The following is a 22,165-nucleotide window of genomic DNA, read 5'->3' on the forward strand; positions in this document are numbered from 1 at the left end:
CAGAGGTGGACAATGTGATAAAAGAGAAGTTAAAACTTCTTGTGGAGATGGATCCAAAGAAGATGATAATATACCCATTAATTGTTTTTGGAATTGCCATAATCATTATCATTGCAAACTATGTAATGACAGGTAGCTTTGTCAAAGAGGGAATAGAGCTAAGAGGAGGGTCGGTAATAACCCTCCAAGGGGTAAACGTTAGTCCTGACGAAATAGCGAAAAGTATCAAAGAAAAAACAGGAATTGATGTTACAGTAGAAAAATTTAGTGGTGTTGGTGGGAGCGGGGTTAGGGTTTATGTATCTGCGGGGGATGATGTCAATTTAGTCAGAGAAGCTTTGAAAGAAATGTTTCCCGATGTGGAGCCTCAGACTGTAGTTATTGGGCCTACTTTTGGAGAAATAGTGAGGGAGCAGGGAATAAAGGCTATAGTTTATGCTTTCATAGGGATGGCTATTGTTGTTTTCCTGTTCTTTAGAGTTCCCGTCCCATCTATGACTGTTGTATTCTCTGCCTTCTCTGATATGATTATAGCCATAGCTTTAATGAACATTTTTGGAATAGAGCTCAGTCAAGCTACTATAGCTGCTTTATTAATGTTAATTGGTTATTCGGTTGATAGTAATATATTGCTAACGACAAGACTACTCAGGAGGAAGGAGTTTACCGTAGAGGAGGCTTATTACTCCTCCCTAAAAACAGGCTTTACGATGAGCACTACAACCCTGGGAGCTTTGGCATCGCTGTGGATATTCTCAACAGCTCAGGTAATTGATGATATAGCTTCAGTTCTCATATTTGGATTGCTTGCTGACTTTATGAACACTTGGATTTTAAATGCAGGAGTTTTGCGTTTATACATAGCTAAGAGGGAGGGTAAGGAATGAAGTGGAGGAGAATTTTACTTAATTTTAGGGTCATTGTTCTCATATTCTTCCTCTTGATCTCAATAACAGCCCTAGCTACGAGAGGTTTAACTTTTGGTTTAGACATTAGTGGAGGAATATCCATAACTGTAAAGCTCGAAAAACCTGTGGATTCTCAAACAATGGAGCAAGTTAAAATTGCATTGGAGCAGAGGTTAAATACGCTTGGTGTTAAGAATATAGTTGTTGAACCTTGGGGAGATCAGTTTGTAATTGTTAAGGTGGCTAATGTAACGGAAGAAGAAGCTGATCAACTAATAAAGACTATTGAAAGACAGGGAGTTTTCTATGCTGAATTTCAGGGTATTATTTTTGCAACAGGAAAAGACATTTTGAATGTTGGAAGCGTTAGCTATGATCCTCAGCACAGTGCTTGGGTAGTTCCATTTAGACTCTCAAAGGAAGCTGCAGAAAAGTTTGCCCAACTTGCCTTAGGAAAAGCGGGATATCCAGTGGATATGTTCCTAGATCCTCCTGTGAACTCAACTTTAGTTGTTTCTAATAGAGTGTACGAGGCAATGCTCTCTAAAACATTCATGTTGGAAGGAGATATGACACTTGTCGAAAGAATAGAGAAAGCCTTTGGCATTAAGGTTGTGCCCTATGCTAATGTTACCCCAGAAGAGATTGCTGAGATTGCTAAGGGGAGTGAGAGAATAATATTGCTTGATGTGGATGGAAATCTCTCAAAAGCTCTTAAAGAGATGGGCTTTGAAGTTGAAACAAGAAGTATGAGAAGTGATGAAGACGTTTATGATTTCATTAAAAGATCTCTTGGCTTATATGGACCTTACAGAGTTTCAGAGGGATTAGCTACTGGGAATCCAAGTACTGAAGTCATGATATCAATCACAGCACCTAAAACTGACATTCAAGCTAGACAAGATGCTCAAGTAGTTTCTGTAGTTTTGAGGAGCGGATCACTTCCTGTAAAGCTCTCAATAGAGAGAATTGACTACATCTCTCCAAAATTGGGAGAGAATTTCAAGAGGCAAGTTCTAGTTGCGGGAATTGCAGCGTTGCTTGTTGTTGGGTTAATAGTCTTCTTACATTACAGAAAAATTAAGATAGCCATCCCCGTAATGTTCACGAGCTTTAGTGAAGTGTTGATTATCTTGGGTATTGCAGCACTCATTCGTTGGAACTTGGATTTGCCAAGCATTGCGGGAATTATTGCGGCAATAGGAACTGGAGTTGATCAGCAAATTGTCATAACGGATGAACTTTTAGGAGAGGAAGAAAGCAGAAGAAGAGTAAAGAGGAGTGGAGTGTTGAGAAGGATGGGTAGAGCGTTCTTCATAATCCTAGCTTCAGCTACAACAACTATAGTTGCCATGAGCTTTCTCTTTAAGTTCTTCGTTGGTGGACTTAGAGGATTTGCCTTTACAACAATTCTTGGTGTTTTAGTTGGAATATTCATTACGAGGCCTGCTTATGGAGAGATTGCAAAAGTCTTAATTGGAGAAAGGAGGTGAAATAAATGTATGTAATAATCATGGGGGCAGGTAGAATTGGAACTCTGGTTGCTAAAATGCTAGAAAACTCTGGTCATGACGTTGCTATAATAGAAATGAACAAAGATAGGGCTCGAGCAGTTTCTGACATTGTTTCGGGGCTTGTAATTGAGGGCGATGCAACCGATCAAAACATCTTGGAGTCAGCAAACGTTAGAAATGCAGATGCCTTTGTAGCTTTAACGGGAAAAGATGATGCAAATATTTTGGCTTGTATCTTGGCAAAACATCTGAATCCAAGAATAATGACGATACTCAGGATAACTGATCCCAGGAAGAAGAAGATATTTGAGGAAGTTAAAGACCTCAAAAAATACTTTGATGTAGTTGTATCTCCCGAGGATATTGCTGCAAATTACATCTTTAGAGTAGTTATAACCCCAGGATTTGATAGGGTTCTATTGCCAAGAGAAGGTGCAGAAATAATTCAATTCCACATAGATGAAAACAGCAAGGTGGCAGGAAAGGCAGTAAAGGATCTCAACCTTCCACGGGATTCCCTTATCATAGCAATTTACGATGAGAAAGGAAACTTAATAATTCCTTCAGGAGAAACAATCCTACCAAAGAGAGGGACTGTTGTCGTTTTTGCAAAGGATTCTGCCTTAAAAGAGATTAAAAAGATAATGGAAGAAAAGGTTGAAGAGTCTGAAGAGTGAACTTTTATTCAAATTTTTATCCTCAATGTTTATAAATCGTATTCAGCAACAACTTTTGGCTTTTTCATCATCATAAAATGGGGATGATGATCATGGAGGAAATACTTAGGGAGATCGTTAAGGCAGAAAGACTCGCTGAAGAGAGAATTGAAGCAGCAAAAGTTGAGGCTAAAAAAATTATCCAAAATGCTAGGGAAGAAGCAAAAAAGCTTGAGGAAGAAATTCTGAAAAAAGCTGAAGAAGAGGGAAAGAGGATAATTGAATCAAAAAAGGCTGAAGGAGAACAAGAAGCTAAGAAAATCAGAGAGGAAGGAGAAAAAGAAATTGAAGAATTAAAGGTAAAAGCTGAGGAAAAGTTTGAAACGGCTGTTTCTGAATGTTTGAGAATAATAAGAGGGGTGTAGTATGTTCAAACCAGAAGAGATGGTTAAGATTGAGCTAATTTCTTTAGCGAGATATAGAGATATTATAATGACTTATCTCCATGAAAGGGGAGTCGTTCAGCTTGAAGAAGTTCCAATAGAGGATATCCAACACGATGCTCCAAACGAGTATTATAGGAAGGCCACATCTTACAGCATTACAATGGGAAGGTTAGTAGATACCCTGAAAGGATTTCTTCCTCCCAGAAAAACCAGTATTAAGGAGTTTATTTTTCCAAAAGAGAGAGAAAAGAGAGTGTATACCTATAGAGGGATAGAAGATCTAGTAAAGGATGTGGAGAAATTTCTTAGTGAAGTTGAGCCTAAAATTAGAGAAGTTGAAACTCAGCTAACAGCGATTAATAATAGAATTGCCAATATTAGGGAAATTATTAACACCCTTGAGTTACTCTCTTCATTGAACATCGAGATTGAATATCTAATTCCTGGAAGTTTCTTGGCTATTGAAGTTGGTAAAATTGAGAGGGAGAGAGTTGAAAAGCTTATTGGCGAGTTAAAAAATGAGCTTGGTGACAAAGTTTTTATCCTGAGAAGAGATCTTGGGACAATTTCTCTATTGGTTGTTGTTACCCTGAAAGAGTTCCAGGGTAAGCTTACTTCAATTTTAGCCAAATATGGGTTTGAAAAGGTTGAAATTCCCAGGGAGAGAGGGCATCCTAGAGAGTTAATTCCAAAATATAATGAGCTTCTTAAGGAAGAAATGAAAAAATTGGAAGAGATAAGGAAAAAGGGAAGAGAGTTTGCAGAAAAATACTACGAAGACTTAGTCTTCTACAAGGAACTTATGGATAATGAGAGGGATAAGGCCAACTATTTGAGTTATCTAGCAAGAACTGAACTTACAGTCGCCTTAGTAGGATGGCTCCCAAAGAAGAATGTTGAAGAGGTTGTTGAAGGAATAAAGAATCTAACGGGGGGAAAAGTCTACATTAACATTAGAGAACCCGAGCCTAATGAGATAGAGGAAGTTCCTGTCAAGCTAAAGAATCCCGAATTCATAAGCCAGTTTGAAATGTTAACCGAGATGTATGGTGTTCCTAAATATAACGAACTTGATCCTACCCCAATATTGGCATTTACGTACTCGTTTTTCTTTGGGTTCATGCTCACTGACTTTATGTATGGTTTGCTCCTGGGAATAGTTTCGGCATTGTTAGTAAAGGGACATTCAAAAATGAAGGATGGAACTTGGAAGTTTGCTAAGATAATGTTGTGGTCTTCGGTCTTCACAATGCTCTTAGGTGCCCTTTTTGGAAGCTACTTTGGCAATGCTCTTGATATGGCGGGATTCAAAGTTCCCAGGATAATGGATGCTATGGAGGAGGCATTGACAGTCCTAATCATAGCTTTGGCAATAGGACTTGGGCATTTATTCACAGGTTATGTCCTTGGATTTATCGTGAAGTGGAAAAATGGAGACAAAGTTGGCGCAATCCTTGACCAGTTATCTTGGATACTAATAATCCTCGGCGTTACTCTGTTCGCCATATCTTCGAGAATTGATTTACCAAAATTAGCATGGATGTCAGTCTTTGGTGCGGGAGCAGTACTATTCATAATAGGCGAATTCAAAAACAACGGACTTATGGCCTTACTTTTAGTGATTTCAGATTTCTTCGGATTTGTGGGGAATTGGCTGAGCTACGCAAGATTAATGGCCCTGGCATTAGCAACTGCTGGAATAGCTCTTGTGATAAACATAATGGTTCAAATGATATGGGGATTCAAGATAGGGCCTGTTCCCCTGGGAATTATTGTTGGAGCAATAGTCTTTATTGGAGGACACATATTCTCCACTGCGATAAACGCTCTTGGGGCATTTGTTCACGCTCTCCGTTTGCACTATGTTGAGTTTTTTGGAACATTTTACTCAGGTGAAGGCCGTAGGTTTGAACCCTTTGCTGCTAGAAGAGAAATTTCTGAGTTGAAGATAGAAAAGCCTGGAGGTGAATGAAATGGATCCTATAGTTTATGTTGCTTTAGGAATGGCACTTGGAGCAGGAATTGCAGGAGCTGCCTCTTCATTTGGAGTTGGAATTGCAGGAGCAGCTGCAGCAGGAGCAGTGGCTGAAGATGAAAGGAACTTCAGAAACGCCCTAATCCTAGAAGGTCTGCCAATGACTCAGAGTATATATGGATTGATAACATTGTTCCTAATTGGAATGACTGCAGGGGTTATAGGAGGAGGGGGCTTTAAGTTTGCAGAACCAACAACTGAGAATCTGATAAAGAGTGCTATCCTCTTTGGAGCTGGATTGTTGGTTGGCCTAACTGGATTGTCTGCAATACCCCAGGGAATTATAGCTAGCTCTGGTATTGGAGCTGTAAGTAAGAATCCAAAGACATTCACTCAGAACTTGATATTTGCTGCAATGGCAGAGACAATGGCTATCTTTGGTCTTGTAGGGGCAATACTCCTAATAATGAGCCTCTGATCTCTCTATTTATTTAACCTTGGAGGAAAGAAAAATGAATGGGGCACAGGTCATAATTCAAGAAATAAACAGGGAAGCTGAGCAGAAGATAAAATATATTCTTGATGAAGCGAGAAAAGAAGCAGAAAAAATCAAAGAAGAGGCCAGAAAAAGAGGAGAAAGTAGAGCTGAATGGATATTAAGAAAGGCTAAAACTCAGGCTGAACTTGAAAAGCAGAGAATTATAGCTACAGCAAGACTGGAAGTGAGAAGAAAAAAGCTCTCACTGCAGGAAGAGTATATATCAAGGGTTCTTAAAGAGGTAACCTCGAGGCTTTCAAACCTAAGCGAGGATGAATATTTAGAGACAGTTCTAGCACTTCTTAAAGAAGCAATAAAAGAGCTTGACGTCAAGGAAATTCGCGTGCATTCAAATGAAAAGACTCTAGCTTTGATATCGTCAAGGATAGAAGAGATAAGAAGGGAACTCGGAGATGTTAGCATCGAAATCGGAAGTCCAATTCAAACAATTGGAGGGGTTATTGTAGAGACAAAAGACGGAAATATGAGAGTCGATAACACTTTTGAAGCAAGAATGGCTAGACTTGAAAGTGAATTGAGATCTAAAATTGCTGAAATACTCTTTGGGTGATCTAAAATGGAGATTTCAACAATAACAATGATTCTAGATACAACATTGGTTGCTGTATTTGCATGGGTAGCCTACAAAACAGGAAGCTTGATATGGAAGTATACCCCATACTCTTACCCAAATGCAAGAATTAGAGCTATGGAAGCAAGATTACTCTCAGATCAAAGACTTCTTGAGTTAGCGGAAAGTAAGGAGTTAGAAAATTTTGTTGTCAATCTTGAAGACTCGGATTATGGAAAAAGATTAAGTGAATTAAAATCATACTCTGTTGAAGAAATTGAAAAAGCTCTCGATTTAAGCTTTGTAGATACTATTCTTCTGTTTCAAAAAATAATGCCAAAGAGAGTTAGAGGGTTCTTTGAAGTTATGCTCGAAGAGTGGGATGTTAGGAATATTGTAAATGTAGTTAAGGCTAAAATAACTGGTCTACCAGCTCAAGATTTTGTTATTCCCGTTGGAAAAATTCTAAATAAAGTAAAGGCGATGGTAGAAGCAAAGACCATGGAGGAAATATTGGTTATCCTAGAGGGCACAGAGTATGAAGAACCTGTAAGAAAACTTATTTTAAAGGAAATTAACCTGCCTGAGTTTGAGCATCTAATGTATTCCCTGCATTACCAAAAGCTCCTAAATTATGTTAACTCAAGAAAAGGAGAGGAAAAAGTAATACTTTCTGAGTTTGTATCTTCCCTAATAGACTCAAAGAACATATCTCTAATATTAAGGGCAAAGGCCTCAGGAATAAACGCCGAAAAGTTGAAGATCATGTTAATCCCAGGAGGGTCAATTAGTAGAAATGTATTGGAAGCAATGATAAGCGCTGAAGATCCTCTAATGGCCCTAACCGAACTAGAAAAGACAAAGTATGCGGAGGTCGTTAAGAACTCTAGAGAGGCCGTTGAAAAGGGAGATATAAGTACTGTCGAAAAGCAACTTAGGAGATATATCCAACAAAGAATGAAGGAACAGTCACAGTTTTATCCACTAAGCGTCGCCGTGGCATTATCATACATGCTTCAAAAGGAAAACGAAATTAGAAAGCTGAAAGCAATAGTTAGGTTGATTGCAGACAGAGTTAGGCCAGAAAGAATTAAGGAGATAGTGGGTGAAGTTACATGAAAATAGTTGTAATGGGAGATTCCGACACTGTGGTAGGGTTCAGATTGGCAGGAGTTCACGAAGCCTATGAATATGATGAATCTTTGGAATCTGTTGAGAGGGCTAGGAACAAACTTAGGGAGCTTTTGGAAAGAGATGATGTAGGAATTATCCTCATAACGGAAAGACTGGCTCAAAGAATTGGTTCCCTTCCCGAAGTTAAATTTCCTATTATCCTTCAAATCCCAGATAAGTTTGGCTCAATCTATGGGGAGGATATCCTAAGAGATGTTGTAAGAAGAGCAATAGGAGTGGAATTAAAGAGGTGAATAAAAATGCCTGCAAAAGGAAGAATAATTAGAGTTACAGGACCATTAGTTATAGCCGATGGCATGAAAGGAGCTAAGATGTATGAGGTAGTTAGGGTTGGAGAATTGGGGCTTATAGGAGAGATCATAAGACTCGAAGGTGATAAAGCAGTAATTCAAGTTTATGAAGAGACTGCAGGATTAAAGCCTGGCGAACCAGTGGAGGGTACGGGATCATCACTTAGCGTTGAGCTCGGTCCTGGGTTATTAACCTCAATTTATGATGGAATTCAGAGGCCCTTGGAAGTGTTGAGGGAGAAGAGTGGTCACTTCATAGCTAGAGGTATTAGTGCTCCAGCCCTTCCAAGGGACAAGAAGTGGCACTTTACTCCCAAAGTTAAAGTGGGAGATAAGGTTGTTGGCGGGGATATAATAGGAGAAGTTCCTGAAACTAGCATAATTGTTCACAAGATAATGGTACCCCCAGGAATTGAAGGGGAGATCGTAGAGATCGCGGATGAGGGAGAGTATACAATAGAAGAAGTGATTGCAAAGGTTAAAACACCTAGTGGGGAAATAAAGGAACTCAAGATGTATCAGAGGTGGCCTGTTAGAGTTAAGAGGCCTTACAAGGAAAAGCTTCCTCCTGAAGTTCCTCTCGTTACGGGGCAGAGGGTTATCGATACATTCTTCCCACAGGCTAAAGGTGGAACTGCGGCAATTCCTGGACCCTTCGGAAGTGGTAAATGTGTTGACGGGGATACTTTAATTCTCACAAAGGAGTTTGGCTTAATCAAAATTAAAGATCTCTATGAAAAGCTTGATGGAAAGGGAAGAAAAACCGTCGAAGGAAATGAAGAATGGACAGAACTGGAAGAACCAATCACTGTCTATGGTTATAAAAACGGTAAGATAGTAGAGATAAAAGCCACCCATGTCTACAAGGGAGCTTCTTCTGGAATGATTGAGATCAAAACAAGAACTGGGAGAAAAATAAAGGTTACTCCAATTCACAAGCTGTTTACAGGTAGGGTAACAAAAGATGGCCTTGTTCTTGAGGAAGTAATGGCCATGCATATAAAGCCAGGAGATAGAATAGCAGTTGTAAAGAAGATAGATGGCGGTGAATACGTCAAACTAGATACCTCGAGTGTAACCAAAATAAAAGTTCCAGAGGTTCTTAATGAAGAACTTGCAGAATTCCTTGGATACGTAATAGGAGATGGTACATTAAAGCCAAGAACTGTCGCAATATACAACAATGATGAATCCTTACTTAAAAGAGCAAACTTCTTGGCCATGAAACTCTTTGGAGTTAGTGGAAAAATAGTTCAAGAGAGAACTGTTAAGGCACTACTCATCCACAGTAAGTATTTAGTTGACTTTCTCAAAAAGTTAGGGATTCCAGGAAACAAGAAGGCTAGAACATGGAAAGTTCCTAAAGAGTTGTTACTTTCACCTCCAAGTGTAGTTAAGGCTTTCATAAATGCCTATATTGCTTGCGATGGTTACTACAATAAAGAAAAGGGAGAAATCGAAATAGTAACGGCATCTGAAGAAGGAGCTTACGGGCTTACATATCTACTTGCAAAGCTTGGAATATATGCAACAATTAGGAGGAAGACTATAAATGGCAGGGAATACTATAGGGTTGTCATAAGTGGAAAGGCTAACCTTGAAAAGTTAGGAGTTAAAAGGGAGGCAAGAGGCTACACAAGCATAGATGTAGTTCCAGTTGACGTTGAGAGTATATACGAGGCATTAGGAAGGCCTTATAGTGAACTAAAGAAGGAAGGAATTGAAATCCACAACTACTTAAGTGGAGAGAACATGTCATATGAGACCTTTAGGAAGTTTGCTAAAGTAGTGGGTCTCGAGGAGATAGCAGAGAACCATCTTCAGCACATCCTCTTTGATGAAGTTGTTGAAGTGAACTACATCTCCGAGCCCCAGGAAGTGTATGACATAACAACAGAAACTCACAACTTCGTTGGAGGTAACATGCCAACACTCCTTCACAACACAGTGACCCAGCATCAATTGGCAAAATGGAGTGATGCTCAGGTTGTAGTTTACATTGGATGTGGGGAGAGAGGTAATGAGATGACTGATGTTTTGGAAGAATTTCCAAAGCTTAAAGATCCAAACACGGGGAAGCCACTTATGGAGAGAACTGTTCTTATTGCAAACACATCCAACATGCCTGTGGCTGCTAGAGAGGCTTCAATTTACACGGGAATAACAATAGCGGAATACTTTAGAGACATGGGATATGACGTTGCGTTGATGGCAGATTCAACTTCGAGATGGGCTGAAGCGTTGAGAGAGATTTCTGGAAGACTTGAAGAGATGCCCGGTGAAGAAGGATATCCAGCTTACCTAGCCTCAAGACTTGCAGAATTCTATGAGAGAGCTGGGAGAGTGGTGACTCTAGGAAGTGACTATAGGGTGGGAAGTGTTAGTGTTATAGGTGCAGTTTCTCCGCCAGGTGGAGACTTCTCAGAGCCAGTAGTTCAGAATACTTTGAGAGTTGTAAAGGTGTTCTGGGCCTTGGATGCTGATCTGGCTAGAAGAAGGCACTTCCCTGCAATCAACTGGCTAACAAGTTATTCACTTTATGTTGATGCCGTTCAAGACTGGTGGCATAAGAATGTTGATCCCGAGTGGAGAAGGATGAGAGACAAGGCTATGGAGTTGCTACAGAAGGAGGCAGAGTTGCAGGAAATAGTTAGAATTGTTGGTCCCGATGCCCTTCCAGAGAGGGAGAGAGCTATTCTGTTAGTTGCAAGAATGTTAAGAGAAGACTACCTCCAGCAAGATGCTTTCGATGAAGTAGATACTTACTGTCCACCACAAAAGCAAGTAACAATGATGAGGGTATTGATGACCTTCTATGAGAGGACGATGGATGCAATCTCTAGGGGAGTGCCTTTAGAGGAGATTGCAAAGCTTCCAGTGAGAGAAGAAATTGGAAGAATGAAGTTTGAGCCAGATATAGAGAAGATAAGAGCTCTTATCGATAAGACCAATGAGCAATTTGATGAGCTCCTGAAGAAGTACGGGGCGTGATGGAAATGGCTAAGGAGTACTCAACAATTAGCAGGATTTATGGTCCTCTAATGATTGTAGAAGGAGTCAAGGGAGTAGCTTACGGTGAAGTAGTTGAGATAGAGACTGAGTGGGGAGAAAAGAGAAAAGGGCAAGTGTTGGATGCTAGAGAGAACTTAGCAATAGTCCAGGTCTTTGAGGGAACGAGGGATCTTGACATAAAAACCACACGTGTCCGCTTTACTGGAGAAACCCTCAAAGTTCCCGTTAGCATGGACATGCTTGGAAGAATATTCAACGGTATCGGAAAGCCAATTGATGGCGGTCCAGAAATAATTCCTGAAGATAGAAGGGATGTTCACGGTGCACCCCTTAATCCAGTTGCTAGAGCTTATCCGAGGGATTTCATACAGACAGGTATTTCTGCAATAGATGGTATGAACACTCTCGTTAGAGGACAGAAGCTTCCAATATTTAGTGGTTCAGGTTTGCCCCACAACAAGCTGGCCGCTCAAATTGCAAGACAGGCAAAAGTTCTTGGTGAGGAGGAGAGCTTCGCAGTAGTGTTCGCTGCAATGGGTATAACCTATGAGGAAGCCAACTTCTTCAAGAAGAGCTTTGAAGAAACCGGAGCAATTGAGAGAGCTGTCCTCTTCCTGAACTTAGCTGATGACCCTGCAATAGAGAGAATAATTACTCCCAGAATGGCCTTGACCGTTGCTGAATACTTAGCCTTTGACTATGACATGCACGTGCTGGTAATTCTAACTGACATGACCAACTACTGTGAGGCTTTGAGAGAAATTTCAGCTGCTAGAGAAGAAGTCCCAGGAAGAAGAGGATATCCAGGTTACATGTATACTGACCTAGCTACAATTTACGAGAGGGCTGGTAGGGTTAGAGGAAAGAAGGGAAGCATAACCCAGATGCCGATTCTCACTATGCCTGATGACGATATAACCCACCCAATCCCAGATTTGACTGGATATATTACTGAGGGACAGATAGTTCTCAGCAGAGATCTCCACAGGAGAGGAATTTACCCACCAATTGACGTTCTGCCATCCCTCTCAAGATTGATGAAGGACGGTATCGGAAAGGGAAGAACAAGAGAAGATCACCCACAACTAGCCCAGCAGCTTTATGCTGCGTACGCTGAGGGAAGAAGCCTCAGAGATTTAGTTGCAGTAGTGGGTGAAGAAGCTCTCAGTGAGACAGATAAGAAGTATCTTGAATTTGCGGATCGCTTTGAAAGAGAATTCGTAGCCCAGGGATACGATGAAGATAGAAGTATAGAGGAAACTCTCGACCTGGGATGGGAGCTCTTGGCAATACTGCCAGAGACAGAACTCAAGAGGGTAAAGAAGGAAATGATCATGAAGTATCATCCAAAGTATAGGGGTCGCTCTTCCTAACTTTACAATTTTAGCAGAGGGTGATCTATAATGCCAGAGATCCTGAAAGTTAAGCCAACAAGAATGGAGCTACTTAAGCTCAAAAGAAGAGTTAAGTTAGCTGAAAGGGGCCATAAGCTTCTAAAAGAAAAGCAAGATGCTCTAATAATGGAATTCTTCACCATTTACGATGAAGCTTTAAGCATGAGAAGAGAGCTAATAAAGAAAATTGGGGAGGCTTTTGAGGCTTTGAGATTGGCTCAGGTAGAAGTGGGAAGTGTAAGGCTTAAGGAAATTGCCATCGGAGTCAACCCGAACAAGGAGATAGAAGTTAGAAGTAGAAATATTATGGGGGTTAGGGTCCCACTGATTGAAGTTCCTGAACTAAAGAGAAAGCCAAGTGAGAGAGGGTATGCTTTCATATCAACGTCTTCTGCAGTAGATGTTGCAGCTGAAAAATTTGAAGAGGTTTTAGAGTTGGCAATAAGACTTGCTGAAGTTGAAGAATCTTTGAAAAGATTAGGTAAAGAAATTGAGAAAACCAAGAGAAGAGTCAATGCTTTAGAGTACATAATAATTCCCAGGATGAAAAATACAATAAAGTTCATTGAGCAGCATTTGGATGAAATGGAGAGAGAAAACTTCTTCAGGCTCAAGAGAATTAAGGCATTGCTTGAGGCTAGAGAATCAATGTAATTTTTTTATTTCGGGTTTGGGTGAAGTCTTATGGAGAGGTTATACTATATTGATCCCTATCTAAAGAAGGCAACCGCTAAAATAGTTGATTTAAAATTTGAGGGAGATAACGTTAAAGTCGAGTTGGACAGGACTATATTTTATCCAGAAGGGGGCGGACAACCTGGGGATAAAGGAGTTATCAAAGGCGAGGGTTTTGAAATAATAGTAGAAAATACTATCGAAAAAGAGGGAAGAATATTTCACATTGGAAAGCTAATTGGAAAAACTCCTAATAAAGGGGATAGTGTTGAGCTTGAGCTGGATTGGGACTGGAGATATGGAAATATGCAAATTCATACAGGCCAGCACATTCTTTCTGCTGTTTTGAAGAAAATGTATAATTTAGATACAACTGGTTTTACAATCTTCGGTGAATATGCTAAAATTGAAGTAAATGGGGAGATTACTTGGGACATAATTGAAAGAGCCGAGTTAGAGGCAAATAAGATTATCATTAGTGATTTGCCAGTAATAATTGAGGAATATCACGAACTTCCTGAGGAATTGGCTTCAGAGCTTAGAAAAAGTGTGGCTAAGGTAAAAGGAAAAATTAGGATTGTTAAGATTGGTGATGTTGACATAACACCATGTGGAGGAACTCACGTTAGATCAACTAAGGAAGTTGGTATAATAAAAGTTCTCAGGTTCTACAAGAAATCGAGAGATCTTTGGAGGATAGAGTTCACATGTGGATTTAGGGCTATAAGGGAGATTAATATAATTCTGCAAGATTACTTGAATTCTTTGGAGCTAATGTCAAATAAAAATCCTCCCCTGGTTAAGCGGGTTAAGGAATTATTGGACACAACTAACTCCCTTGAAGAAAAGATAGAAGAGTTAAGAAGAGAGATTTGGGAATGGAAAGGCAAAGCGCTCATAGAAAAGGCTACTAAAATTGGGGATTATCTTGTAGTTACTTATGTTGAATCTTGGGACATGAAAGATGCCCAAGCATTTGCGGTGGATTTTGTGAAGAGAAATCCGAAAACGATACTACTGTTAGCAAGCGAAAAATATGTGGTCTTTGCTAGGAATGAAAATGTTCCAGTCTCAATGAGGGAATTGTTCAGAAAAGTTGCAAGTGAACTTGGAGGAAAAGGAGGGGGAACCGATAATTTGGCTAGGGGTAAAGTAGATGCTAAACCTGAGACTATTTTGAGTGTTGCCTTAGAAAAGGTTAAAGAGACCTTACAATTAGATTAAGCTTTTTCTCAACTAATTCCCATTGCCACTCTGGAACCTTTGGTTTTTCTACTTTTTTCAGAGCTTTTTCTCTGTCCAATAGTCCGTAACGCACTAGAGCCGCTATTCTTCTATGCTCAAATGAGTATCCATGCTTTTCCCAGTATCTTTCAAGAGCAGGGCCTAGAATAAGGCAGTTACTTGTGTATCCTGGGAGTTCTGGTAGCTTAAAGGGCAGCTTCTTGAGGATTTCCATTCTCTCTTTTTCACTCATTAGCGATAGAAGTCTTATCTGAATTATTCCTCCACTCATTAGTCTATAGGGGTGATGACCAAAGGGCAACTCATGTCCACTTATAATGTATTTGTACCCTTTCTCTAGAGCATACTTTCTTAAGGCCTCCATAGTTCTTCTGGAACACTTCCGGCAGGGGGATTTGGCCTTTAACAGAGCATCCTTAAAAATTTCTGAATAATCCTCTCTTATTATAGTTAAGGGCACATTAAGGTATTCAGAAACTTTCTTTGCGTTTTCAATGGCCTGAGGAGCCATAAAACCATGATCTACCATTACAGCCTCAACATCTATGTCATATTCTTCTTTTGCTAAATATAGGGCTACTGTGCTGTCTTTACCCCCAGAATAAGCTACTATTGCCTTATCAACCTGGGATAATAGCTCTTCCAGCTCTTTTCTTATTTTTATTTTATCTGGAGGGTGCTCTAGAAATGCCTTGCACTCTTTACATATTGGCCTTCCGTTCACTGTTAGAATTTTCGTTATTCTCTCGTCATTTATACAGAGTGAGCACTTCAATACCATGGTGGTTGGCTTTTTACAAGTTTTCTTTTAATACTTTTAGGTGCTGGGTAATGATCCACCGAAATTTAAATATCCAGCTTACTTCTCTTTACCAGAGGTGCAACTTCTCTGGCTACCCTCCTAACGCTGTAGAGAGTTATTGGATCCATTTGCTTAAGCTGAACTAATATACATCCACTTATCCTTACATCTATGTATTTCTTTGCTTCCATCGCAGCTTTTAACAGTTCTCTTATGCTTTCAGCTCTTTCAAAATCTAATCCTGCCTTCTTCAGTCTTTCCACGTTTAGTTCGTGAATTGTCAAGGGTTGAAGATGCATTTCATCTATCCCCAGGGAGGCAGCAAGCTCTGCTATTTTTGGAATATCTTCATCGTTAATTCCTGGCATAAATATTGTTCTGACAACTGAACGAACACTATCATCTTCTCCAACTATTTTTAGAGCATTTACAACTTGTTCAAATGTGTCTGCGTTTGCTATTCTTTTGTGCTTCTCCTTATCTGCTGCATTTAGGCTTATCATTACCAAATCAAAATCGAGCTTTTCCCAAAGTTCTCTCGTTAGTAACGAGCCGTTTGTTTGAAGGTCAAGTCTGGCTTCTGGAAATCTTTCTCTAAGAATCCTGTTGACCTCGATTATTCTGGGACTTAGCAAGGGTTCTCCATACTGGGAAACTGTTATAGCCTTTGGATTCTCCCAACCATAATACCCAGGGGAGGGGGCTCTTCCAAGCTTTACAGCCACATTAGAGTAGCAGAATATGCAGTCGTGATTACATGCTGGTGTCAGCTCGTAGCTTGGATGGTGAACTGGATTTGGATTACTTAAGTCTAATCCTTCACAGTAGTTGCAGTGAGTAGGCCAGGTTATCTCTTCCACGAACTTTTTTAAGACTCTTGCCTCTTTATTTTCAAGCTTTTGGGGTTCAATTCCCATTAACTTTGCGAACTCTTCCCAGGTATATTTTTTCATTTTTCATCCCTCACAACGGCTTAATTCTTCCATCTGGTGTCCTTGAGTACTTCCCAAATTCCGTATTAATCAACTGCTTTCCACTAAATACGGGGCCATCTCTACATACAAGGTATGGTCCTAAAGCACAACTACCACAAACTCCAATTCCACACTTCATGTACCTCTCTGCAGAAACTTCTACATTCTCAAATTCCATAATCTCCAATATCTTTGCAAGCATAATTTCTGGTCCGCATGCATAAACGTAATCGAACTCTGATCGCCTTTCCATTAACACATCAGTTGGAAATCCCTTAATCCCGTAACTTCCATCATCAGTTGTTATAATTACCTCATCTACGTAACTTTCTATGTCTTTTGGCAGAGCTATTTCTTCCTTTGTCCTTGCTCCATAAATAAGGATACTCCTTTTAAAATTGCCATATTTTGCCAAAGCATAGATGGGAGGTATTCCAATTCCCCCTGCAATTAGTGCTACACTCTTTCCTTTCCCACTAAATCCATGCCCATAAGGCCCTCTAATCCACACATAATCTCCCTCTTTTAGTTTGAAAAGCTCATTTGTAAATCTACCTACCTTCTTCACCATAATTAAGTTTTTATCAGCTAAACTAAGGGGTTTTTCTTCAACTCCTGGGAGCCAGAGCATGATGAACTGCCCTGGAGTGAATTCAAGTTTTTCACTTAATCTAAATGCTTTAATGTTCTTCGCTACTTCCCAAGTTTCTTCTATGCTTACCCTTCTTAACAATTCTCTCCCCCCTGGGCTTTCCTATTATCTCATCTTCTTCCATTACTACTTCTCCCCTAATTATTGTCATTATAACTTTTCCCTTAACCCTCCATCCTTCGTATGGGGTCCATCCAGCTTTAGTGTAGAGGTTATCTGCCCTTATGGTCCACTCCCTTTTCATGTCAACAATTGTAAAATCAGCATCTTTTCCTTTTTCAAATCCCTTGTTTTCTATTCCAAATATCTTTATAGGGTTAATGTGCATTTTTTCTACTATATCCTGTAAGGTTATCAACCCCTTGTTTACAGCATCTAGAAGAAGTGGAACTTCTGTTTCCAAACCTGGCAATCCAGCTGCTCCCGCCTCTTTATCTTCCAATGTGTGTGGAGCGTGGTCACTAGCTATTACTGGAACTTTGTCTATGTTTTTCCATAATGCTATCCTATCTTCCTCGCTTCTTAAGGGAGGATAAACCTTTAGGAGAGGATTTTTATCGTAGTCAGATCTAGTTAAGAACAAGTGATGAGGAGTCACCTCGAAGCTCAGCATTTCAAGTCTGGAGTCAAGAAGCAGCTTAAGTCCTTTGGCCGTGGAAATGTGGCAGATATGAGCTGGTTTTTTATGTGTTTTTACAGCTTCAATAACTCTTTCTATAGCTCTTATCTCTGCTATTGGGGGTCTTTCAGGATATTTTTGGATTATTTCATAGTCTTCTGCATGGATTGAAACTATGTCGAGAGCTCTTATATAATCTTCTTCAAAGTTCTTTGAATAAATTCCCCCCGTTGAGGCACCCATAAATATCTTATAGAAATCGGCCTCTACAGGTTTGTTTCCAGCAAGTAAGAAGCCGAGGGCATAGTCTGCGTAGCTTTTTCTTTTAAATAAATGCTCCCTAAGTTTGAGAGTCTTTTCATCCATTATAGGGGGCTTTGTGTTGGGCATGTCAAATACTACCGTAATCCCTCCATGAACTGCTGCTTTTGTTCCACTTTCTATGCTTTCTTTATAACTTTCCTCAAAATCTCTCAAATGAACATGAACATCTATAAGTCCAGGGAGTATTACCTTCCCCTTATCAACCTTTATCTTGTGGTCTCCTTTTATTTCCCTCAACGAAATTTTTGATATTTTTCCATCTTCAATCCCAATATACCCCTCAATTGTTCTTTTATCCAGAAGAAATTTACCTTCTAAGACAACTTCCATGCTAATCACCAAGATTTGGTTTGATAGATCTTGGTTCTTAAACTTTTTTTGAATTTCTAATGTTCTATAAAATCCTTTGTAAGTCTTTTGTGACCTTTTATCCATTACTAACTTGCTTACACGGAGAAACTTCGTTTCTTCTAGTGTAGTCCCTCAGATATTACCAATTTTTTCTTTTCTAGAAATATTTTTGCGTTTTTTGTTTCAGGATAGTAATCCTTAAATATTGATTCTGATGTATAGAATTATGCCTTGAACCCTATATTTAAACTGAGGCGACATACGTTTGAGATACCTGGCAGGTGATATGCAATGAGGAAAAAACTTGTTGGAATATTGACAATATTGGTTGCTTTGGGCATGTTAGTAAGCCCACTTCTAAAGCCAGTAGCAGCAGAGGATCAGAAGGTTCTTAAGATAGCAATGTACTCAGCAACTGGTTCTCTATTTATGGGTGCATGGAACCCAAGTTCAGCAGGTTTCAGAGATGTGTATTCAACTAGAGCTGCAGGGTTGGCCCAGGATGAGGGAGCATACGTTTGGGGTATTGAGGGTGACTACCACCCATACAGATGTACCTTAGTTGAAGGTAAGGAAAATGTAAAGGTACCAGAAACTGCTTTAGTCTTCAATACAACCACCAAGAAGTGGCAACCTGATCATGCTGGAGAAGTTGCTCCAACCGCGGCTACCTTCAAGTGCCAAAAGATCTACTTCCACGATGGCCACAAGCTCACAGTTGCTGATGTAATGTACGGCTACTACTGGTCATGGGAGTGGTCAAGCCAAGATGGAGACCAAGATCCATACTTCGATGCAAACGAGGCTGACTGGAGCGCAGAAGCAATGCAAAAGCTCCTCGGTATTGAGGTTAAGGAAGAAGACGATAATTACTTTGTAGTAACCATCTACCACACCTACACATTCCCACCCTACAAGAAGTATCAATACTTGTACTTCACGCCCTACGCAAGCTATCCATGGCAACTCATTTATGCCATGAGCGAACTTGTTGCCGAGAGCAACAGGGCTAGGTTTGCCAACCAGACTGAAGGTGTAGAATTGTTCTCATTCAGTGAATCTACTGAAGACATTCAACAGATTGATATGCTAACACCTTCTCACGCTAAGAAGGTTGCTGAAATGCTTGAGAAGTTGAAGAATGAGAAGCCAATACCTGACGTTATTAAGGACTTCATCTATGACGAGCAGGACGAGATTAAGGAATATGACTCCATTATCAACTTTATAAACACTCACAACCACATGTTCATTTCAACTGGGCCATATCTAATTGATGTCTACAAGCCTGAGAACCTCTATCTAAGGTATGTTAAGTTTGACAAGTGGGTCAAGCCAGAGTTTGCTGAGGACATGTACAACTTTGAGCCATACTTCGATGTTGTAGAGCTTTATGGTATCCAGAACGAGAACACGATAATTCTTGGTGTAGCAAGTGGAGAGTACGATGTTTCATGGTACTCATTCCCATCATTCACGTTCTCTGGACTTAGTGATGAGCAGAAGAGCAACATTGACATGTACGTTAACATTGGTGGATTCTGGGACATGGTCTGGAACCCAGTGCACGACAAGGATAATCCATATGTGATTACAGTTGGTGACAAGAAGTACTTCAACCCATTCGCAATTAGAGAGATAAGATTTGCAATGGAATACCTCATCAACAGAAACTACATCATCCAGAACATCCTCCAGGGTTCAGGTGGACCAATGTACACTCCATGGACAAGTGGTGATACGGTTGCAATCGAGAAGCTACAGCCAGTTGTCGATGCCTTTGGTATCGATGCACAGGGTGACGAAGAGTATGCTCTCCAGCTAATTGAACAGGCGATGCAAAAGGCCGCTAGAGAGTTAGCTAACATGGGATATGAGCTCAAGAAGGTTAACGGAAAGTGGTACTTCAACGGAGAGCCAGTTAAGATCGTTGGAATTGGAAGACAAGAAGATGAGAGAAAGGATGAGGCTTACTACATTGCAGAAATCCTTAGAAAGGCTGGATTTGAGGTTGAAGTTAAGATAGTTGACAGAAGAACTGCCAACCAGATAGTATACCTCTCAGACCCAGCTAACTATGAATGGGGTTATTACACTGAAGGATGGGTAGCAAGTGGAAGCGTTCTCTTCTCAATTAGCAGAATCCTACAGTACTACACCACAGCATGGTTTGGTCCAGGATTCGTAGGTTGGAAGTTCACACCAGAGAACACATACAGAGCAACAGTAGAAGAAGTCCTCAAGTATCTTGGAAATGGTGACATTCAGGCAGCTATTGACATGCTTGAACTTGAGTACTACACCACTCCAGACAAGCTTGAACCAATACTTGACTGGACAGCAGATGATATCGGATGGCTTATCTACACAAGCAATTACAAGAACCAGACACTAGACTCTGAAGCTAAGTACTGGGACCTAACTAAGATTGGTGCTGCTATTGGTATCTACGAGAGCTTCAGAGTCTTTACAGCAGAAACCTGGGAGTTCTTCCCAGTCAACAAGAGAATTAAATTCAGAGTTATGGATCCAGCAGTTGGTCTAGGAAACAGCATCGTTATGAAGAGCGCCTACCTTGCTGAGGCTCCAGAGACACCAACCCAGACTGAGACTACTACCACCCAGACCACTACAACTCAAACAACCACCACAACCCCATCACCAACCCAGACTCAACCGACTACTACACAATCTCCAACTGAGACTGGAGGAATCTGTGGACCAGCGATACTTGTTGGTCTCGCAGTAGTTCCACTCCTCCTGAGAAGGTTTAAGAAGTAGTTTTTTCTCTCCCTTTTTCTCTTAAAATTTTTGCATGTTCTTTTTGATTTATAACATGCTGCCACTTATTTTTCTTGCCGTTCAAATGTTTATCGAAATAAAATATTTAAAGTAGTTTTACAAGTTTGAAAAAGATGATGATCAAAAATGTTCGTTAGAAAACTGGAGTGAGCAGGGGGATGGAAAAATGGGGTTAGGTAAATATCTGCTCATAAGAGCTATAAACGCATTAATTGTGCTCTCTATAGTCGTTCTAGTAGTCTCAGCACTTTTCGTTAAAGTTGCAGAAAAAGAGCTGGAGAGTAGAATTCAGGAAATAGTGAATGCGGAATATCAATCTCTCGTGCAACAAAATAGAGCTCCTTCAGATCCGGAAGCTTGGAAAATGGAAAGAATAAAGTATTACAGACACCTATATAAGTTAGACCAGCCCTATCATATAAGAGTCTTGTACTATGCTAAAAGAACGATAACTCTCGACTTTGGTAACACTAGAATTCCAATCTTTGGAACCGAGAGAAATGTGAAGGCAATAATTTCTTTAGCACTCCCAAGAACGATACTGCTGTTTACAACGGCCCAGATTATAGTTATAATCTTGGGACTATTGCTTGGTGTCAAAGCTGCTCAAAAAGTCGGAAGTCTGTTTGACAGGGCACTTTCAGTTCTTGCCCTAGTGACTACGAGTATTCCAATGTGGTGGTTTGGAATGATAATGCTTCTAATCTTTGCATTTAAGCTTGGATGGTTCCCATCTAATTCAATGCCAAACCCCAATTTAACAGGATTAGACCATGTTCTGGACGTTGCTCGTAGGTTGGTTCTTCCAATAACCACAATAGTATTCGTGCTCTTTGGAGGCTGGGCTTGGGTTACTAGAAATATTATGATAAGTACTCTTCAAGAGGACTTCATCATGGTGGCCAGAGCAAAAGGTGTTCCAGAAAGGAAGGTGATCTATGGACATGGTTTGAGAGCCGCGGCACCTCCAATAGTTACAATGACAATATTCTCGCTCTTAGGTTCCCTGGGTGGTGCCATAATTACGGAGAGTGTATTTAACTGGCCTGGAATGGGAAGAGTTTATTGGATTGCTATCGAAACTCAGGAGATAAATCTAGTAATGGGACTAACCTTCATCAGCGTGGTATTGTACCTTGCTGGAGTAATAATAGCTGACATCTCATATGGATTCCTAGATCCAAGAGTAAGAGTAGGTGCTTCAGCAAAGATGTGAGGTGGTT

At 40.2% G+C, this 22,165-nt stretch carries 19 protein-coding genes; 15 read left to right on the forward strand and 4 right to left on the reverse strand.

Annotation, left to right across the window (positions count from 1 at the left end; all coding sequences use genetic code 11):
• Positions 1–47: 47 nt before the first annotated feature.
• The 13 genes from ACMFNG_RS03840 (at position 48) to ACMFNG_RS03900 (ending at position 14,397) form a co-directional block, all read left to right on the forward strand.
• On the forward strand, positions 48–887 hold the full coding sequence (locus ACMFNG_RS03840; protein WP_237718498.1) for a protein translocase subunit SecF: 840 nt from the start codon (positions 48–50) through the stop codon (positions 885–887).
• Entirely contained in the window at positions 884–2,401 is a 1,518-nt protein-coding gene (locus ACMFNG_RS03845; protein ID WP_011011287.1) for a preprotein translocase subunit SecD, read from the forward strand. The genes ACMFNG_RS03840 and ACMFNG_RS03845 overlap by 4 nt, the downstream gene beginning before the upstream one ends.
• A gap of 5 nt (positions 2,402–2,406) precedes the next feature.
• Positions 2,407–3,099, forward strand: coding sequence for a potassium channel family protein (locus ACMFNG_RS03850; protein WP_011011288.1), 693 nt, complete (start codon positions 2,407–2,409; stop codon positions 3,097–3,099).
• Between the two features lie 92 nt (positions 3,100–3,191).
• The gene (locus ACMFNG_RS03855; protein WP_014835454.1) at positions 3,192–3,503 is read left to right on the forward strand and encodes a V-type ATP synthase subunit H; all 312 of its coding nucleotides are present in this window, start codon (positions 3,192–3,194) and stop codon (positions 3,501–3,503) included.
• Between the two features lies 1 nt (position 3,504).
• Positions 3,505–5,496 carry a V-type ATP synthase subunit I gene (locus ACMFNG_RS03860; protein ID WP_011011290.1) on the forward strand — a complete coding sequence of 664 codons (1,992 nt, stop codon included), beginning with the start codon at positions 3,505–3,507 and terminating at the stop codon, positions 5,494–5,496.
• Position 5,497: 1 nt separating this feature from the next.
• Positions 5,498–5,977: a V-type ATP synthase subunit K gene (locus ACMFNG_RS03865; protein WP_011011291.1), complete on the forward strand. Its 480-nt coding sequence runs from the start codon at positions 5,498–5,500 to the stop codon at positions 5,975–5,977.
• 34 nt (positions 5,978–6,011) lie between these two features.
• Positions 6,012–6,608, forward strand: a complete 597-nt coding sequence (locus ACMFNG_RS03870; protein ID WP_014835453.1) for a V-type ATP synthase subunit E — start codon at positions 6,012–6,014, stop codon at positions 6,606–6,608.
• A gap of 6 nt (positions 6,609–6,614) precedes the next feature.
• Entirely contained in the window at positions 6,615–7,727 is a 1,113-nt protein-coding gene (locus tag ACMFNG_RS03875; protein WP_011011293.1) for a V-type ATP synthase subunit C, read from the forward strand.
• Complete coding sequence (locus tag ACMFNG_RS03880; RefSeq protein ID WP_011011294.1) at positions 7,724–8,035, forward strand: V-type ATP synthase subunit F; 312 nt, start codon at positions 7,724–7,726, stop codon at positions 8,033–8,035. Before ACMFNG_RS03875 ends, ACMFNG_RS03880 begins: the two co-directional genes overlap by 4 nt.
• Before the next feature lie 6 nt (positions 8,036–8,041).
• Complete coding sequence (locus ACMFNG_RS03885) at positions 8,042–11,083, forward strand: V-type ATP synthase subunit A (protein ID WP_011011295.1); 3,042 nt, start codon at positions 8,042–8,044, stop codon at positions 11,081–11,083.
• Between the two features lie 5 nt (positions 11,084–11,088).
• On the forward strand, positions 11,089–12,477 hold the full coding sequence (locus tag ACMFNG_RS03890; RefSeq protein WP_011011296.1) for an ATP synthase subunit B: 1,389 nt from the start codon (positions 11,089–11,091) through the stop codon (positions 12,475–12,477).
• 30 nt (positions 12,478–12,507) lie between these two features.
• Complete coding sequence (locus ACMFNG_RS03895) at positions 12,508–13,152, forward strand: V-type ATP synthase subunit D (RefSeq protein ID WP_011011297.1); 645 nt, start codon at positions 12,508–12,510, stop codon at positions 13,150–13,152.
• Between the two features lie 30 nt (positions 13,153–13,182).
• Complete coding sequence (locus tag ACMFNG_RS03900; RefSeq protein WP_011011298.1) at positions 13,183–14,397, forward strand: alanyl-tRNA editing protein; 1,215 nt, start codon at positions 13,183–13,185, stop codon at positions 14,395–14,397.
• On the opposite strand, the gene ACMFNG_RS03905 is transcribed toward ACMFNG_RS03900, so the two are convergent.
• The 4 genes from ACMFNG_RS03905 to ACMFNG_RS03920 all read right to left on the reverse strand — a co-directional run bounded on the left by ACMFNG_RS03905 (position 14,372) and on the right by ACMFNG_RS03920 (position 18,119).
• Positions 14,372–15,199, reverse strand: a complete 828-nt coding sequence (locus ACMFNG_RS03905) for a 7-cyano-7-deazaguanine synthase (RefSeq protein ID WP_011011299.1) — start codon at positions 15,197–15,199, stop codon at positions 14,372–14,374. The two genes, ACMFNG_RS03900 and ACMFNG_RS03905, sit on opposite strands and share 26 nt — an antisense overlap.
• Positions 15,200–15,264: 65 nt before the next feature.
• Positions 15,265–16,173, reverse strand: a complete 909-nt coding sequence (locus ACMFNG_RS03910; RefSeq protein WP_011011300.1) for a radical SAM protein — start codon at positions 16,171–16,173, stop codon at positions 15,265–15,267.
• 10 nt (positions 16,174–16,183) lie between these two features.
• A complete protein-coding gene (locus ACMFNG_RS03915) occupies positions 16,184–16,927 on the reverse strand; it encodes a dihydroorotate dehydrogenase electron transfer subunit (protein ID WP_011011301.1) in 744 nt (247 codons plus the stop codon).
• Positions 16,875–18,119 (reverse strand): dihydroorotase, encoded by a 1,245-nt coding sequence (locus tag ACMFNG_RS03920; RefSeq protein ID WP_014835451.1) that lies wholly within the window; start codon positions 18,117–18,119, stop codon positions 16,875–16,877. Before ACMFNG_RS03920 ends, ACMFNG_RS03915 begins: the two co-directional genes overlap by 53 nt.
• Positions 18,120–18,431: 312 nt before the next feature.
• Between ACMFNG_RS03920 and ACMFNG_RS03925 the strand changes: the two genes are divergently transcribed.
• Both ACMFNG_RS03925 and ACMFNG_RS03930 read left to right on the forward strand, forming a co-directional pair.
• Positions 18,432–20,921 carry an ABC transporter substrate-binding protein gene (locus tag ACMFNG_RS03925; RefSeq protein ID WP_430515217.1) on the forward strand — a complete coding sequence of 830 codons (2,490 nt, stop codon included), beginning with the start codon at positions 18,432–18,434 and terminating at the stop codon, positions 20,919–20,921.
• Positions 20,922–21,108: 187 nt separating this feature from the next.
• Entirely contained in the window at positions 21,109–22,158 is a 1,050-nt protein-coding gene (locus ACMFNG_RS03930; protein ID WP_011011304.1) for an ABC transporter permease, read from the forward strand.
• Positions 22,159–22,165 lie beyond the last annotated feature (7 nt).

Origin of the sequence: Pyrococcus woesei (assembly GCF_050496105.1) — an archaeon.
GTDB classification, from domain to species: domain Archaea; phylum Methanobacteriota_B; class Thermococci; order Thermococcales; family Thermococcaceae; genus Pyrococcus; species Pyrococcus furiosus.

Bases quoted from the DNA above. Each gene is read 5' to 3' on its own strand.
- ACMFNG_RS03840 (WP_237718498.1), top strand. From the start codon at position 48: ATGGATCCAAAGAAGATGATAATATACCCATTAATTGTTTTTGGAATT.
- ACMFNG_RS03845 (WP_011011287.1), top strand. From the start codon at position 884: ATGAAGTGGAGGAGAATTTTACTTAATTTTAGGGTCATTGTTCTCATA.
- ACMFNG_RS03850 (WP_011011288.1), top strand. From the start codon at position 2,407: ATGTATGTAATAATCATGGGGGCAGGTAGAATTGGAACTCTGGTTGCT.
- ACMFNG_RS03855 (WP_014835454.1), top strand. From the start codon at position 3,192: ATGGAGGAAATACTTAGGGAGATCGTTAAGGCAGAAAGACTCGCTGAA.
- ACMFNG_RS03860 (WP_011011290.1), top strand. From the start codon at position 3,505: ATGTTCAAACCAGAAGAGATGGTTAAGATTGAGCTAATTTCTTTAGCG.
- ACMFNG_RS03865 (WP_011011291.1), top strand. From the start codon at position 5,498: ATGGATCCTATAGTTTATGTTGCTTTAGGAATGGCACTTGGAGCAGGA.
- ACMFNG_RS03870 (WP_014835453.1), top strand. From the start codon at position 6,012: ATGAATGGGGCACAGGTCATAATTCAAGAAATAAACAGGGAAGCTGAG.
- ACMFNG_RS03875 (WP_011011293.1), top strand. From the start codon at position 6,615: ATGGAGATTTCAACAATAACAATGATTCTAGATACAACATTGGTTGCT.
- ACMFNG_RS03880 (WP_011011294.1), top strand. From the start codon at position 7,724: ATGAAAATAGTTGTAATGGGAGATTCCGACACTGTGGTAGGGTTCAGA.
- ACMFNG_RS03885 (WP_011011295.1), top strand. From the start codon at position 8,042: ATGCCTGCAAAAGGAAGAATAATTAGAGTTACAGGACCATTAGTTATA.
- ACMFNG_RS03890 (WP_011011296.1), top strand. From the start codon at position 11,089: ATGGCTAAGGAGTACTCAACAATTAGCAGGATTTATGGTCCTCTAATG.
- ACMFNG_RS03895 (WP_011011297.1), top strand. From the start codon at position 12,508: ATGCCAGAGATCCTGAAAGTTAAGCCAACAAGAATGGAGCTACTTAAG.
- ACMFNG_RS03900 (WP_011011298.1), top strand. From the start codon at position 13,183: ATGGAGAGGTTATACTATATTGATCCCTATCTAAAGAAGGCAACCGCT.
- ACMFNG_RS03905 (WP_011011299.1), bottom strand. From the start codon at position 15,199: ATGGTATTGAAGTGCTCACTCTGTATAAATGACGAGAGAATAACGAAA.
- ACMFNG_RS03910 (WP_011011300.1), bottom strand. From the start codon at position 16,173: ATGAAAAAATATACCTGGGAAGAGTTCGCAAAGTTAATGGGAATTGAA.
- ACMFNG_RS03920 (WP_014835451.1), bottom strand. From the start codon at position 18,119: ATGGAAGTTGTCTTAGAAGGTAAATTTCTTCTGGATAAAAGAACAATT.
- ACMFNG_RS03925 (WP_430515217.1), top strand. From the start codon at position 18,432: ATGAGGAAAAAACTTGTTGGAATATTGACAATATTGGTTGCTTTGGGC.
- ACMFNG_RS03930 (WP_011011304.1), top strand. From the start codon at position 21,109: ATGGGGTTAGGTAAATATCTGCTCATAAGAGCTATAAACGCATTAATT.